This window comes from Rhizobacter sp., from assembly GCF_031412075.1.
Lineage (GTDB): Bacteria > Pseudomonadota > Gammaproteobacteria > Burkholderiales > Burkholderiaceae_C > Rhizobacter.
The window spans coordinates 1-14,238 of sequence record NZ_JANOCG010000108.1 but is presented as its reverse complement, the minus strand read 5'-3'; the positions used below and the strand labels follow the sequence as shown (position 1 = coordinate 14,238).

12 protein-coding genes, 1 tRNA gene and 1 pseudogene are annotated in these 14,238 nt (G+C 64.4%); 9 read left to right on the top strand and 5 right to left on the bottom strand.

Annotated features, from left to right (window positions below):
• The 5 genes from RMO40_RS04040 to RMO40_RS04020 all read left to right on the top strand — a co-directional run.
• Positions 1 to 1,333, top strand: a 1,333-nt coding sequence (locus RMO40_RS04040) for a cytochrome b N-terminal domain-containing protein (RefSeq protein ID WP_309716653.1), incomplete at its 5' end; no start/stop codon positions are given.
• A gap of 23 nt (positions 1,334 to 1,356) precedes the next feature.
• The gene (locus tag RMO40_RS04035; protein ID WP_309716650.1) at positions 1,357 to 2,127 is read left to right on the top strand and encodes a cytochrome c1; all 771 of its coding nucleotides are present in this window, start codon (positions 1,357 to 1,359) and stop codon (positions 2,125 to 2,127) included.
• Positions 2,128 to 2,243: 116 nt separating this feature from the next.
• Positions 2,244 to 2,855 carry a glutathione S-transferase N-terminal domain-containing protein gene (locus tag RMO40_RS04030; RefSeq protein WP_296687495.1) on the top strand — a complete coding sequence of 204 codons (612 nt, stop codon included), beginning with the start codon at positions 2,244 to 2,246 and terminating at the stop codon, positions 2,853 to 2,855.
• A gap of 23 nt (positions 2,856 to 2,878) precedes the next feature.
• Entirely contained in the window at positions 2,879 to 3,418 is a 540-nt protein-coding gene (locus RMO40_RS04025; RefSeq protein ID WP_309716645.1) for a ClpXP protease specificity-enhancing factor, read from the top strand.
• A gap of 32 nt (positions 3,419 to 3,450) precedes the next feature.
• Positions 3,451 to 3,526, top strand: a tRNA-Thr gene (locus RMO40_RS04020).
• Positions 3,527 to 3,607: 81 nt separating this feature from the next.
• Here the strand turns inward: RMO40_RS04020 and RMO40_RS04015 are convergent.
• Positions 3,608 to 3,952, bottom strand: a complete 345-nt coding sequence (locus RMO40_RS04015; protein ID WP_309716643.1) for a DciA family protein — start codon at positions 3,950 to 3,952, stop codon at positions 3,608 to 3,610.
• On the opposite strand from RMO40_RS04015, the gene RMO40_RS04010 reads away from it, so the two are divergent.
• From RMO40_RS04010 to argJ, 3 genes and pseudogenes are all read left to right on the top strand, one after another.
• Entirely contained in the window at positions 3,942 to 4,943 is a 1,002-nt protein-coding gene (locus RMO40_RS04010) for a peptidoglycan DD-metalloendopeptidase family protein (protein ID WP_309716640.1), read from the top strand. The genes RMO40_RS04015 and RMO40_RS04010 overlap by 11 nt on opposite strands.
• Before the next feature lie 210 nt (positions 4,944 to 5,153).
• Positions 5,154 to 7,889 carry a preprotein translocase subunit SecA gene (gene secA / locus RMO40_RS04005; protein ID WP_309716637.1) on the top strand — a complete coding sequence of 912 codons (2,736 nt, stop codon included), beginning with the start codon at positions 5,154 to 5,156 and terminating at the stop codon, positions 7,887 to 7,889.
• 183 nt (positions 7,890 to 8,072) lie between these two features.
• Positions 8,073 to 9,301: pseudogene (argJ, locus tag RMO40_RS04000) on the top strand (bifunctional glutamate N-acetyltransferase/amino-acid acetyltransferase ArgJ).
• Here the strand turns inward: argJ and RMO40_RS03995 are convergent.
• Positions 9,279 to 10,061 carry a hypothetical protein gene (locus RMO40_RS03995; RefSeq protein WP_309716634.1) on the bottom strand — a complete coding sequence of 261 codons (783 nt, stop codon included), beginning with the start codon at positions 10,059 to 10,061 and terminating at the stop codon, positions 9,279 to 9,281. The pseudogene argJ and the gene RMO40_RS03995 overlap by 23 nt on opposite strands.
• 497 nt (positions 10,062 to 10,558) lie before the next feature.
• Between RMO40_RS03995 and RMO40_RS03990 the strand changes: the two genes are divergently transcribed.
• A complete protein-coding gene (locus tag RMO40_RS03990) occupies positions 10,559 to 11,914 on the top strand; it encodes an MFS transporter (protein WP_309716631.1) in 1,356 nt (451 codons plus the stop codon).
• On the opposite strand, the gene ugpQ is transcribed toward RMO40_RS03990, so the two are convergent.
• From ugpQ to RMO40_RS03975, 3 genes are all read right to left on the bottom strand, one after another.
• Positions 11,905 to 12,654 carry a glycerophosphodiester phosphodiesterase gene (gene ugpQ / locus RMO40_RS03985; protein WP_309716629.1) on the bottom strand — a complete coding sequence of 250 codons (750 nt, stop codon included), beginning with the start codon at positions 12,652 to 12,654 and terminating at the stop codon, positions 11,905 to 11,907. The two genes, RMO40_RS03990 and ugpQ, sit on opposite strands and share 10 nt — an antisense overlap.
• Entirely contained in the window at positions 12,651 to 13,715 is a 1,065-nt protein-coding gene (locus tag RMO40_RS03980) for a sn-glycerol-3-phosphate import ATP-binding protein UgpC (RefSeq protein WP_309716625.1), read from the bottom strand. The genes ugpQ and RMO40_RS03980 overlap by 4 nt, the downstream gene beginning before the upstream one ends.
• Before the next feature lie 3 nt (positions 13,716 to 13,718).
• On the bottom strand, positions 13,719 to 14,238 hold a 520-nt coding region (locus tag RMO40_RS03975), incomplete at its 5' end, for an ABC transporter permease subunit (protein ID WP_309716623.1).

The window sequence follows — 14,238 nt, the reverse complement described above, 5'->3', positions numbered from 1 at the left end:
CTTCCCGTCCGCCGGCGAGCAGCTGCGCTACCACGTCACCGAGTACTACGCCCCGAAGAACTTCAACTTCTGGTATTTCTTTGGCTCGCTGGCGCTGCTGGTGCTGGTGATCCAGATCGTCACCGGCATTTTCCTGGTGATGCACTACAAGCCCGACGCGGCGCTGGCCTTCGCGTCGGTCGAGTACATCATGCGCGACGTGCCCTGGGGCTGGCTGGTGCGCTACATGCACTCCACTGGCGCCTCGGCGTTCTTCGTCGTGGTCTACCTGCACATGTTCCGCGGCAAGATCTACGGCAGCTACCGCAAGCCGCGCGAGCTGGTCTGGATCTTCGGTTGCGCCATCTTCCTGTGCCTGATGGCCGAAGCCTTCATGGGCTACCTGCTGCCCTGGGGCCAGATGTCGTACTGGGGCGCGCAGGTGATCGTGAACCTGTTCCAGGCCGTGCCTTTCATCGGCCCCGATCTGGCGCTGCTGATCCGCGGTGACTACGTGGTGTCCGATGCGACGCTGAACCGCTTCTTCAGCTTCCACGTGATCGCCGTGCCGCTGGTGCTGCTGGGCCTGGTGGTGGCGCACATCATTGCGCTGCACGAAGTGGGCTCAAACAACCCCGACGTCGTGGAAATCAAGGCCAAAAAAGACGCCAAGGGCGTCCCGCTCGACGGCATTCCTTTCCACCCGTACTACACCGTGCACGACATCTACGCGACCAGCGTGTTCCTGATGGTGTTCACCGCGATCGTCTTCTTCGCGCCGGAGTTTGGCGGCTACTTCCTTGAGTACAACAACTTCATCCCGGCCGACCCGCTGAAGACGCCTGCGCACATCGCCCCCGTCTGGTACTTCACGCCCTACTACTCGATGCTGCGCGCCACCACCTCGGAGATGGTCTACGTGCTCGTGGCCTTGTTGGGCCTGGGTGCAGTGCTCGCCATCGTCAAGGGTGGTCTCTCATCGATGGGCAAGCTCGCCATTGCCATTGGAGCGGTGGTCGGCGCCGCGCTGCTGCTGACCTTCGAGGCCAAGTTCTGGGGCGTGGTCGTGATGGGCGGCGCGGTCGTCATCATGTTCTTCCTGCCCTGGCTCGATCGCTCCGAGGCCAAGTCCATCCGCTACCGCCCTGACTGGCACAAGGTGATGTACGGCATCTTCGTGCTGGTGTTCGCTGTGCTGGGTTACCTGGGCGTGCAAGCACCGTCGCCGGTGGGTGAGCGTGTGTCGCAAGTCGGCACCTTGTTCTACTTCGGCTTCTTCTTGCTGATGCCCTGGTGGAGCCGCATCGGGCAGTCCAAGCCGGTGCCTGACCGCGTGACTTTCGCCGCCCACTGAAGAGCAAGCCGGAACTCCACACCATGAAGAAACTGATTTTCATTTTGCTGGTCTCGCTGGGCCTGAGTTCAGGCGCTGTCGCTGCGGGCGGAGGTATTGCCTGGGACAAGTTCCCGCAGGCCAAGGTCAACGACATGGCCGCGTTGCAGAACGGCGCCAAGCTGTTCGTCAACTACTGCCTGAACTGCCACGCTGCTTCGTACATGCGCTACAACCGCCTGCGCGACATCGGGCTGACCGAAGACCAGATCAAGAAGAACCTGATGTTTGCGACCGACAAGGTTGGCGAAACCATGAAGGTGACGATGAGCGACAAGCAGGCCAAGGAATGGTTCGGTGCCCTGCCGCCCGACCTGACCGTGATCGCCCGCTCGCGCGCGTCGTTCGGCCAGGGGTCGGGTGCCGACTACCTGTACACCTACCTTCGCAGCTATTACCGCGACGACGCCACGGCCACCGGCTGGAACAATCTCGCATTCCCGAATGTGGGCATGCCCCACGTCTTGTGGGAGTTGCAGGGCCAGCGCGCGGCCAAGTATGTTGACGAAAAAGATCCGCACCATGAAGGCAAGATGGTGCACCGCTTTGTCGGCTACGAGCAGCTGACCCCGGGCTCGATGAGCCAGCTTGACTATGACCAGGCCATCGGTGACCTGGTGGGCTTCCTTCAGTGGATGGGTGAGCCGGCTCAGAACAACCGAGTCAAGCTCGGTGTCTGGGTGCTTATCTTCCTGGCCTTCTTCACGCTCATCGCCTGGCGCTTGAACGCCGCCTTCTGGAAAGACGTGAAATAAGCGTTCGACCTGTGCCGCTGCCCGCGGCACCGATCGTTTGCGGAGTGGGATGCCCGCTTGGGCCCGCCCACTCCGTTTGTGTTTTGCAAGACCCCTAGCCTCAAGGAGCCGCCATCATGATGGTGCTTTACTCCGGAACGACCTGCCCCTATTCGCACCGTTGCCGTTTTGTCCTGTTTGAAAAAGGCATGGACTTCGAAATCCGCGATGTGGACTTGTTCGCCAAGCCCGAAGACATCGCGCTGATGAACCCGTACAACGAAGTGCCGATCCTGGTCGAACGCGACCTGATCCTGTACGAATCGCACATCATCAACGAGTACATCGACGAGCGCTTCCCGCACCCGCAGCTGATGCCCGGGGATCCGGTCGCCCGTGCGCGCGTGCGCCTGTTCCTGCTCAACTTCGAGAAGGAGCTGTTCGCCCACGTGAACATCCTCGAGTCGCGCGGCGGCAAGCCCACCGACAAGCAGCTGGAGAAGGCCCGCGCGCAAATTCGCGACCGCCTGACGCAGCTCGCGCCCATCTTCCTGAAGAACAAGTTCATGCTGGGCGACGACTTCTCGATGCTCGACGTGGCCATTGCCCCGCTGCTGTGGCGGCTCGACTACTACGGCATCGACATGTCGAAGAACGCCGTGCCGCTGCTCAAGTACGCCGAACGCATCTTCTCGCGCCCGGCCTACATCGAGGCGCTGACGCCGTCTGAAAAGGTGATGCGCAAGTAACTGCCATTCGGACAAGAAGCGGCATGAGCCTGATCCCGACATCGCCGGGCAACGCCGGGAGTTCCACCCGGCCTTACCTGATCCGCGCCCTGCACGACTGGTGCACCGACAACGGCTTCACGCCGTACCTGGCGGTGTATGTGGACGCCAGCGTGCAGGTGCCGATGGAGTACGTGAAGAACAATGAAATCGTTCTGAACGTCGGGTTCGAGGCCACGACCGCGCTGAAGCTGGGCAACGAGTTGATCGAGTTCAAGGCACGCTTTGGCGGCAGCTCGCGCGACATCACCGTGCCGGTGGACCACGTGATCGCCATCTACGCGCGTGAAAACGGGCAGGGCATGGCGTTTCCGGTGCCTACCGAAAGTGCGGCGGGCGCCGAGTCGCCTCTGCCGCCGCTTCCAACTGAAACACCCGATCGACCGACCCAGCCGGGTGGCCTGCGTCTGGCCACCGCGGACGACAACGCTTCTGGCACCGGCAAGGACGCTCACAACGATGGCGAGCCAGACCCGCCTGAGCCGCCGAGTGGTGGACGCCCTTCGCTCAAGCGCATCAAATAGAAAAACCGGTCGCGGCTAAAATCGCGTCCTTGGCCCTTGTAGCTCAGCTGGTAGAGCAGCGGTTTTGTAAACCGAAGGTCGCGGGTTCGATTCCTGCCGGGGGCACCACCCAACACTCACCCAAGGATTGCCGTACCACCCGGCGGCGCGTGCGCCAACCTTGATGCCGAGCTACTGATACGTCTCGTATCAGCTCGATTGAACCTTGATCCTGATTGCAGTAACCTGCCATCCCCGCTGCTTGAGTGCATCCTCGAGCCGAGGTTGAAGCTGGCGCAGCTTGGCTGCCACCAAGGCATTGGCCACCAGCAGCGACCACCCCTCGCCATCCACGGGGCCGGGAGTCACATGAGCGGCCAAAGCCGCCGGCAAGACAGGTCGAACAGCTTCAAAGCGCGCTTTGGATTCGCGCAGCAGTTGCTGTAGTCGTGCAAGCGGGAGGCTGCGATCGAGCGCCTCTTCGATGCGCAAAGCGTTGGGGGTGACCGGGGGTGGTTTCTGGTTCACCCGAAGGAGTTTAGCGATGCAAATCATGATCACTCACGGCAGCATGGCGCGCACCCGTGTGTTGCACTTCAATCGCCTGCAGTTGGCCGGCATCCTGGCGGGCCTGGTCATGGTGCTCTTGCTGCTGTCGGGCACCATCTATCACGTGATCTTTCTCAAAGCCGCCCGCGAAGGCTGGCCGGTGGTGAGCCAGATCGTGCGACTGGTGGTGCGCGACGAGTTTGCCCAGCGCGACCGTTTCATGCGCGAAAACCTCGACGCGATGGCGCAAAAGGTCGGCGAGATGCAGGCCAAGCTGATCAAGCTCGAAGCCATTGGTGAGCGGGTGTCGGGTCTGGCCGGCGTCAAGCCCGAAGAGCTCAAGCAGATCGCCCCGGCCTCGCTGCGTGGCGGGCAGGGCGGCCCTTTTGTGCCCGCGCGCAAGCCATCGCTCGACCAGCTCAACGGCATGGTCTCTTCGCTCGACGAGGCGACCGAGCAGAGCACCGACCTTTTCACGATGATCGAGTCGCGCCTGTTCGAAAACCGCTTGGCCGCTCTGATGGTGCCCAACAGCGCACCGATCAACGGTGCAGTGGGCTCGGGCTTTGGTTTTCGCACCGACCCGTTTTCGGGCCGTGCCGCCTTGCACACCGGGCTCGACTTTCCCGGGGACGTGGGCACGCCCATCATGGCGGCTGCGGGAGGCGTGGTGCGCTCAACCGATTTTCACGCGGCCTACGGCAACCTGCTCGAGATCGACCACGGCAACGGGCTGACAACCCGTTATGCCCACGCCTCCAAGATCCTGGTGAAAGCCGGCGATCTGGTGAAACGTGGGCAGGTGGTGGCGCAGGTCGGCACAACGGGCCGCTCGACCGGGCCGCATCTGCACTTCGAGGTGTCGGTGGAAGGGGTGTTGCAAAACCCGGCCAAGTTCCTCGCCGGCAAGGCGCCGGTGGGCGTGCGCACCGCCGTGGCCCCTGACGTGCGGGCCGGGCCTGCAGCAGCCGTCGGCCCCCCGCAGGGCCCCCGCTGACGCCCCGGGGGCGTCACAACCCCCGGTGTAAGATTCGAAGCTTTTTCCGCGGTAACAAGGGCTTTGCCTTGCAAAGGCACAACCCGGCCCCAGTTCCCACGGCACTGCCCGTTTCTCCGAAGTTTTCCAGAGTTCTCAGGCGACCGGCAGCGATGCCAGCCGCCTTGAATTTGCCCGCTGCTTTTCAGCCCCCCACATCTCCGACGCTGCATGTTGCCCAAGCTTCTCACCTCTATTTTCGGTAGCCGCAACGACCGCCTGCTCAAGCAGTACCGCGCGGTGGTGCAGCAGGTCAACGCACTGGAGTCGAAGTTCGAACAACTCGACGACACAGCGCTCAAGGCCAAGACGGAAGAATTCAAACAGCGCGTCGCCAAGGGCGAGTCGCTCGACGACCTGCTGCCCGAAGCCTTTGCGGTGGTGCGCGAAGGCAGCAAGCGTGCGCTCAAGATGCGCCACTTCGACGTGCAGCTGATCGGCGGCATGGCCTTGCACAACGGCAAGATCGGCGAAATGCGCACCGGCGAAGGCAAGACGCTGATGGCCACGTTGCCGGTCTACCTGAACGCGCTCACCGGCAAGGGTGTGCACGTGGTGACGGTCAACGATTACCTCGCCCGGCGCGACGCCGAGTGGATGGGCCAGCTCTACAACTTCCTCGGCCTGACGGTGGGCGTGAACCTGCCGCAGATGCCGCGTGAAGAAAAGCAGGCCGCCTACGCCGCCGACGTCACCTACGGCACCAACAACGAATACGGTTTCGACTACCTGCGCGACAACATGGTCCACGAGACGGCCGACCGCGTGCAGCGCGGCCTGCCGTATGCCATCGTCGACGAGGTCGACTCGATCCTGATCGATGAAGCCCGCACGCCACTGATCATCAGCGGCCAGGCCGAAGACCACACCGACATGTACGTGCGCATCAACGCCGTCGTGCCGCAACTCAAGAAGCAGATCGGCGAGCTCGACCTGCGCACCGGCGAGGGCGTGATCGACCCGGGCGACTTCACCGTCGACGAAAAGTCGCACCAGGTTTTCCTGACCGAAGACGGTCATGAAAACGCCGAGCGCATCTTGCGTGAAGCCGGCCTGCTGGTCGAAGGCGCGAGCCTGTACGACCCGCAGAACATCACGCTGATGCACCACGTCTACGCGGCCCTGCGTGCACGCCACCTCTACAACCGCGACCAGCATTACGTGGTGCAAGACGGCGAGATCATCATCGTCGACGAGTTCACCGGCCGCCTGATGACGGGCCGCCGCTGGTCCGATGGCCTGCACCAGGCTGTCGAGGCCAAGGAAGGTGTGCAGATCCAGAGCGAGAACCAGACGCTCGCCTCGATCACTTTCCAGAACTACTTCCGCATGTACGGCAAGCTGTCGGGCATGACCGGCACGGCCGACACCGAGGCCTATGAATTCCAGGAGATCTACGGTCTCGAGACCGTGGTCATTCCGCCGAACAAGCCGACCGACCGCAAAGACGAACTCGACCTGGTCTACAAGACCAACAAGGAGAAGTTCGACGCCGTCATCAACGACATCCGCGACTGCCACCAGCGTGGCCAGCCGGTGCTGGTGGGCACGACCTCGATCGAAAATTCCGAGCTGATCTCCGAGAAGCTCAAGGCCGCCAAGTTGCCGCATGCGGTGCTCAACGCCAAGCAGCACGCCAAGGAGGCCGAGATCGTGGCCCAGGCCGGCCGCCCGGGCGTCATCACCATCGCCACCAACATGGCCGGTCGCGGCACCGACATCGTGCTGGGTGGCAACGTCGAAAACCAGATCAAGGTGATCGAGGCTGACGATGCCATCGGCGAGGCCGAGAAGTTGCAGCGTGCGGACAAGCTCAAGAGCGAGTGGCAAGGCCTGCATGACCAGGTCAAAGCGGCCGGCGGCCTGCGCATCATCGCGACCGAGCGCCACGAGTCACGCCGCATCGACAACCAGCTGCGTGGCCGCTCCGGCCGCCAGGGCGACCCGGGCTCCTCGCGCTTCTACCTGTCGCTCGAAGACCCGCTGATGCGCATTTTTGCGGGCGACCGTGTGCGCGCCATCATGGACCGCCTGAAGATGCCCGAAGGCGAGGCCATCGAAGCCGGCATCGTCAGCCGCAGCATCGAAGGTGCGCAGCGCAAGGTTGAAGCGCGCAACTTCGACATGCGCAAGCAGCTGCTCGAATACGACGACGTCGCCAACGACCAGCGCAAGGTGATCTACCAACAGCGCAACGAGATCCTTGAGGCACAAAACCTCACCGCCCAGGTGACCAGCCTTCGCGAAAGCACGCTGACCGATGTGGTGCACACCTATGTGCCCGCCGACAGCGTGGAAGAGCAGTGGGACCTGGACTCGCTGGAGAAGACCCTGCGTGACGAGTGGCAGCTTGACCTGGCTGTGAAGACACACGTCGAAAAGAGCAGCGCCATCGCCGCCGAAGACATTGTCGAGATGGTGGTCAAGGCAGGCAACGACAGCTTCAACGAAAAGTTGGAGCGTGTGGGCGCGGAGCAGTTCATGCCCTTCGAGCGCATGATCCTGCTCCAGTCGATCGACCAGCACTGGCGTGACCACCTGGCCGCACTCGACTACCTGCGCCAGGGCATCCACCTGCGCGGCTATGCACAAAAGAACCCGAAGCAGGAGTACAAGCGCGAAGCCTTCGAGCTGTTCAGCCAGCTGCTGGACATCGTGAAGATGGACGTCACGCGTGTGCTGATGACGGTGCGCATCCAGACCCAGGAGCAGGTGGCCGAGGCCACCGAGGCGATCGAAGAGCGCGTCGAAGCCATCAGCAACCTGACCTACACCCACCCCAGCGAAGACGGCAGCGTGGTGCAGGAGACCGACGAATCGACCGTGGTCCCCAAGGTCGGCCGCAATGACCCGTGCCCTTGTGGCAGCGGCAAGAAATACAAGTTGTGCCACGGTAGATTGGCTTAGCCCCCCAGTCGCTTCGCTCCTGCCCCCAGGGGGCGCTGGCCGGCCCTTGGGGCGGCCCGGCGGGCGGCCAGGGCTCGGTCACGGGTCGCTTCGCTTCCTGTTGTGCTTTGACCAAACAATGTCCGTTCGGGCTGAGGTATCGAAGCCTTGTTCGGCCTGACCCCTGTGATTTTTGGAGTCACCATGCCTGTCAATCTCACTGCTCCTGATCCCAAAACCTTGTTCCCCGTCCCCGGTGTCCAGCTGGGCATCACGATGGCCGGTGTGCGCAAGGCCAACCGCCGCGACCTGACGGTCATCACCCTGGTTGAAGGTTCGCAGGTCGCGGGTGTGTTCACTGCCAACCGCTTTTGTGCCGCGCCGGTGCAGCTGTGCCGCAAACACCTGGCCGCCGCCATCGGGCCGCGTGCGCTGGTCATCAACACGGGCAACGCCAACGCCGGCACCGGTGAAGACGGCCTGATGCGTGCGTTCTCCACCTGCGTGTCGGTGGCGCAATTGCTCAACCTCTCGCCCGAGCAGGTGCTGCCGTTTTCCACCGGCGTCATCATGGAGCCGCTGCCCACCGACCGCATCGCTGCCGGGTTGCCTGCTGCCATTGCCGACCTGAAAGAAGCCAACTGGGGTGTGGCGGCCGAGGCCATCATGACCACCGACACCGTGGCCAAGGCGGCGTCGAAGCAGATCCAGATCGGCGGCAAGACGGTCACCATCACGGGCATCAGCAAGGGCGCCGGGATGATCCGGCCCAACATGGCGACCATGCTGAGCTTCCTGGCCACCGATGCCGTGATCGCGCCGCAGCTGATGCGGGCATTGACCACCGAAGCGGCCGACAAGTCGTTCAACCGCATCACCATCGATGGCGACACCTCGACCAACGACTCGTTCGTCGTGGTGGCACCGGCGTCGCCGGCCATGCGCCGATCACCCAGCTCGACTCGGGCGATGGCGCGCTGCTGCGCCAGGCCGTGATCGACGTCGCCACGCAGCTGGCCCAGGCCATCGTGCGCGATGGCGAAGGCGCCACCAAGTTCATCACCGTGCAGGTCGATGGCGGCAAGACCGAGGCCGAGTGCAAGCAGGTGGCTTACGCCATCGCCCACTCGCCGCTGGTGAAGACGGCATTCTTTGCAAGCGACCCCAACCTCGGCCGCATCCTGGCGGCGGTGGGTTACGCCGGCATCGCCGATCTCGACCAGACCTGCATCGAACTCTTTCTCGACGACGTGCACGTGGTCACCGATGGCGGGCGCAAGGCGAGCTATCAAGAAGCCGATGGCGCGCGGGTGATGAAGCAGGCCGAGATCACGGTGCGCATCGACCTGCGCCGTGGCCCGGCCACGGCCACGGTGTGGACCTGCGACTTCAGCGTCGACTACGTCAAGATCAACGCCGATTACCGCAGCTGAGCCAGGCTGCGCGCAGCAGCCAGCCGGCGGTGCCGGCGGCCAGCAGGTGCTTGAGGCTGTGGCCGCTGACCACGCCGAGCGTCTCCAGCACCTGATGGTCGGCGGCTTCCAGCGCCTTGGCGAGGCCATACAAGGCCAACGCTGTCCACCAGGCTGAAGCGGGCAGGGCGCGTGCCGATACCGGCTGCATGTTCATCAGCAGCGCCGCCGGTATCAACAGCATCGGCAGGAACTGCACGAAGACATAAGGCCGCAGGTCACCCAGGCCTTGTGCTTCACCCACTGCCCACCACACGACGGCCGACGAGCTGACGAACAAGGCCAGCACCAATGCTTTGGCATCCGCCCAGCGTGCGTCCACACGTTCGGCCAGGAAGGCGCAGAGCAGCGTGGCGCAGGCCCACGCGATGGGCAGTCGGTCGATCACGAGACCCGTGTTGTCCGGTTGCCAGTGATAGATCGACGAGCCGATCGCCGTGAGCGTGACGGCCGTGGCAAACAAGCGCCAGGCCCACATGCCGGCTTGACCGGAAAGACGCCAAAGCGCCCACACACCCATCACGGCAAACGGCAGGTTGCTCAGCACATTGGCAGCATGCGGCAGAAGACCCCAGGGCCGCGCGTCGGCGAACTGGTGGTAGCTGGCCCATTGGGTGATGGGCCCGTGCACACCGAGTCCCAGTACGGCCAGCGCGGCGATCAGCGCGAGCCAGCGCCCACGGTCTGCGTGGGGGGAGGTGAGGTGTGTGCTGCTGTCCATGGTGGCGTGTCGGTGTGAAGTGTGAAACGAACGAATAGCCATGGTGCGCATCGGCATCGGCCGGCGCAATGCAAAGCCGCGAAGTGCCCACTGCGAGCACGCGCGGTATCGCGACACGCCACCGCGCGCGAGCGGACTTCGGTTCTAGGGAGGCCACGCCCTTGGTGCTTGCCTCGCCCGACAGGCCGCTGGTAGCATGGCCGCTCGCCCTACCTGCATGACATGAATCACCTGACCCGCCCCTCGCATGACGCTGCTTTTGGCAGCGCTCCGGGCGCGGGTGTGCGTCGACGCGGCATTCAGCTGCCGTCGCCAACCCCATCGGTCACGCAGGCCTCCTGGGGCATTTAACTTCTCAGCTTCGCTTCCACCGAAGTTCCGCTGAGACCCTCAGCGGAAGAACGGGTTTGATGCGCTTCTTCTTTCGCTGATCCGGATCCACCGATCCACCAGGGTGCCACCCGCACCCGAGCGACAGACGAAAGAGGAGACGACACATGTTGAATCGGCTCATCGCACGATGGCGAGCCTGGACGCAGCGGCTGAGCCTGGCCCCCAACGACCTGCTGCGCGACGCGGTCTACCGGCGCCTGTGGACGTCCATCCTGATCAGCTCGTTTGGCGGGCAGGTGACCATGCTGGCCTTGCCACTCACCGCCGCGGTGCTGCTGAACGCCACGCCCACGCAGATGGGCTTGCTGACGGCCATGGAGATCGCGCCTTTCGTGCTGTTCTCCTTGCCTGCCGGTGTGTGGCTCGACCGTGTGCCCAAGCTGCCGGTCTACGTGGTGGGCGAGTGCCTGCTGGGAGTGGTGGTTGCTTGCGTGCCTTTCGCCTGGTGGATGGGCTGGTTGTCGATGGCTTTGCTCTATGTGGTGGGCTTCGTGATCGGCACCATCTACACCGTGGCCGGTTCGGCGGCGCAGATCGTGTTGACGCAAGTGGTGGCACGCGACCGCCTGGTCGAGGCGCATGCCAAGAACGCGCTCGCCACCTCGGGTGCCGAAGTGGCCGGCCCGGGTTTTGCCGGTGCCTTGATCAAGGTGGTCGGTGCACCGCTGGCCCTGCTGGTGGATGCCGTGCTGCTGGTGGTGTCGGCCGCGATTCTGCGCGGTGTGCATGTGCAGGAAGATCGGCGCTCGCTGCGTGGCGGCACCCATTTCTGGCGCGACCTGCGCACCGGCTTGCGCTTCGTGCTGGGCACGCCGCTGCTGGTGGCGCTGGCCGTGGTCGTCGGGGCCTGGCAGATGTGCCACCACGCCGCGCTGGTGGTGCAGATCTTGTTTGCCACTCGCACCCTCGGCTTGAACGAGCAGCAGGTGGGCCTGAGCTACATGGGCATGGGCCTGGGCACCATCATCGCCAGCGTGCTGGGCAACCGCATCAGCCGCCGTGTGGGCCCCGGCCCCAGCCTGGTGATCGGCACGGCGGTGTGCGGCGCGGGCTGGTTGCTGCTGGCCGTGGCGCCGGCCAATGCCTGGGGCGTGGCGGCGTTTGCCGTGATGTTGCTGCTGTTCAGCGCGGGTGCGGTGCTGGTGTTCATCAACTTTCTGGCCATGCGACAGGCGGTGACGCCGGCGCCGCTGCTGGGGCGCATGACGAGCGCGATGCGCTGGCTCAGCCTGTTGGCGGCGGGGCCGGGTGCGCTGCTGGGTGGCTGGTTGGGCGAACACATCGGGCTGCGAGCGGCGCTGGCGTTTTCGGGCGGCTCGGCCTTGCTGTTGGCCTTGCTGGCCTGGCGGCACCCTGCAATCCGCGGTGTGAAGGTGCTGCCCGAAGCCGAAGACGCCGACGAATGGCTGGGCGGCGAGGCCTCGGTGCGGCCGACCACGGTGATGGACGCTCAGACCTGAACGGTTGCGCCCGGCGAAAAACGATCCACCGCGTCGGTGATCAATCCGTCGATGCCGGCGTCGAACAGGCGCTGCGCTTCGGCGGGCTCGTTGACGGTGTAGCTCGCCACGCGCAGGCCGGCGGCGTGGGCTTGTGCGATCACGGGGGCGTCGAGCACGCGGCAGTTGGCGACGATGGCCACGCAGCCCAGGTTTTCCGCCTCGGCCAACCAGCCCTCACGCAAGCTGTCGAGCAGCAGCGCGCGTGGCAACGAAGGAACGGCAGCGCGGGCCGCGGCGAGTGCGTCGGGTTGGAAAGAGCTGAGCAGTGGCTTGAGCGACTCATCGGCCCACAGCGTGGCGGCGTGTTGCGCGACCACACGGCCGGTTTCTTCGTTGTGGCCCGGCGTCGGTTTGATCTCGATGTTGAGCGCGAAGCCGTTGCGGATGCAGTAACACGCGATGGTGTCGAGGCTGGGCAGCGGTTCACCCGCCAACGTGCGGCTGTGCCAGCCGCCAGCGTCCAGGCGTGACAACTCGCTCCACGGGCGTTCGCTCGCTACACCGGTCTCGGTCGTGGTGCGTTGCAGCGTGGCGTCGTGCAGCAAAAAAGGCACGCCATCGGCGCTCAACTTCACGTCGCACTCAAAGGCGCGGTAGCCGTGCCTGGCACCGAGGCGAAAAGCTGCCAGCGTGTTTTCAGGGGCGAGCTTGCCGGCGCCACGGTGGGCGATCCACAACGGGTAGGGCCAAGTTTTCATTCGACGCGCGTGCCGCTGGCCACATCGAACCAATGCAAGTGCTGCGCCGACAGCTGCAGCTGAACCGTGCTGCCCACCGCAGGCGGCGGCAACATGCCGTCCATGCGCAAGGTGAAGTCGTGGCTGCCCAGCTGGCCATGCACCAGGCGCTCGGCGCCAAGCATTTCGATCAGCTCCACCTTGAGAGGCCAGCCGCCCGAACCACCCGCCACCACGTGCTCGGGCCGCAGGCCCAAGGTCAAGTCGCCGTTGCGCGGCGCCGGGCCGGGCAGCGGTACGGTTTGCCCATCCAGCGTGAAGGTCGATCCTTCGGCGCGGCCGGTCAGAAGGTTCATCGGTGGTGAGCCGATGAAGCTCGCCACGAAGGTGGTGGCCGGCCGGGCGTACACCTCGTCGGGCGTGCCGAACTGCTCCATGCGCCCGGCGTTCATCACCATCATGCGTTGCGCCAGCGTCATCGCCTCGACCTGGTCGTGGGTGACGAAGAGCGAGGTGACACCCAGCTCGGCGTGCAGCTTGCGGATCTCGATGCGCGTTTGCGCGCGCAGCTTGGCGTCGAGGTTCGACAGCGGCTCGTCGAACAAAAACACCTGCGGTTGCCGCACGATGGCGCGGCCCATGGCCACCCGCTGGCGCTGGCCGCCCGACAGCTCGCGAGGCTTGCGCGCGAGATAGGGCGCGAGCTGCAAGATGCCGGCGGCCTTGTCGACCCGCGCCTTGATCTCTGACACCGGCACCTTGGCGATCTTGAGACCGTAGGCCATGTTGTCGAACACCGTCATGTGCGGGTAGAGCGCGTAGTTCTGGAACACCATCGCGATGTCACGCTCGGAGGGCTCGATGTCGTTGACCACGCGCGCGCCGATGGCGATCTCGCCGCCCGAGATTTCTTCCAGGCCGGCGACCATGCGCAAAAGCGTGCTCTTGCCGCAGCCCGAGGGGCCGACGATGACGATGAACTCGCCGTCGCTGATCTCGGCGTTGACGCCGTGGATCACTTGGTTGGCCTTCGGGCCGGCGCCGTAGCGCTTGATGACGTTGCGAAGTGAGATGGCTGCCATGTTCTATTTTTCCGTGTCCACCAGGCCCTTGACGAACCAGCGCTGCATCAGGATCACGACCAATGCGGGCGGGATCATCGCCAGCACCGCGGTGGCCATCACGATGTTCCAGTCGGTCGCCGCGTCGCCGCCGCTGATCATGCGTTTGATGCCGATCACCACCGGGTACATGCTTTCGTCGGTGGTCACCAGCAGCGGCCAGAGGTACTGGTTCCAGCCGTAGATGAACTGGATCACGAACAGCGCCGCGCAGCTGGTGGCCGAGAGTGGCAGCAAGATGTCTTTGAAAAAGCGCATCGGCCCCGCGCCGTCGATGCGTGCGGCTTCGGTCAACTCGTCGGGCACGGTCAGGAAAAACTGGCGGAACAGGAAGGTGGCGGTCGCCGAGGCGATCAGCGGCACCGTGAGGCCGGCATAGGTGTTGAGCATGCCCAGGTTGGCCACCACCGAGTAGGTCGGCCCGATGCGCACCTCCACCGGCAGCATCAGCGTGACGAAGATGGACCAGAACACGAACATGCGA

What these genes read in the sequence shown, in the direction of transcription:
- RMO40_RS04035 (WP_309716650.1), top strand. Translation starts at nt 1,357, where the DNA reads ATGAAGAAACTGATTTTCATTTTGCTGGTCTCGCTGGGCCTGAGTTCA.
- RMO40_RS04030 (WP_296687495.1), top strand. Translation starts at nt 2,244, where the DNA reads ATGATGGTGCTTTACTCCGGAACGACCTGCCCCTATTCGCACCGTTGC.
- RMO40_RS04025 (WP_309716645.1), top strand. Translation starts at nt 2,879, where the DNA reads ATGAGCCTGATCCCGACATCGCCGGGCAACGCCGGGAGTTCCACCCGG.
- RMO40_RS04010 (WP_309716640.1), top strand. Translation starts at nt 3,942, where the DNA reads ATGCAAATCATGATCACTCACGGCAGCATGGCGCGCACCCGTGTGTTG.
- RMO40_RS04015 (WP_309716643.1), bottom strand. Translation starts at nt 3,952, where the DNA reads ATGATTTGCATCGCTAAACTCCTTCGGGTGAACCAGAAACCACCCCCG.
- secA (WP_309716637.1), top strand. Translation starts at nt 5,154, where the DNA reads ATGTTGCCCAAGCTTCTCACCTCTATTTTCGGTAGCCGCAACGACCGC.
- RMO40_RS03995 (WP_309716634.1), bottom strand. Translation starts at nt 10,061, where the DNA reads ATGGACAGCAGCACACACCTCACCTCCCCCCACGCAGACCGTGGGCGC.
- RMO40_RS03990 (WP_309716631.1), top strand. Translation starts at nt 10,559, where the DNA reads ATGTTGAATCGGCTCATCGCACGATGGCGAGCCTGGACGCAGCGGCTG.
- ugpQ (WP_309716629.1), bottom strand. Translation starts at nt 12,654, where the DNA reads ATGAAAACTTGGCCCTACCCGTTGTGGATCGCCCACCGTGGCGCCGGC.
- RMO40_RS03980 (WP_309716625.1), bottom strand. Translation starts at nt 13,715, where the DNA reads ATGGCAGCCATCTCACTTCGCAACGTCATCAAGCGCTACGGCGCCGGC.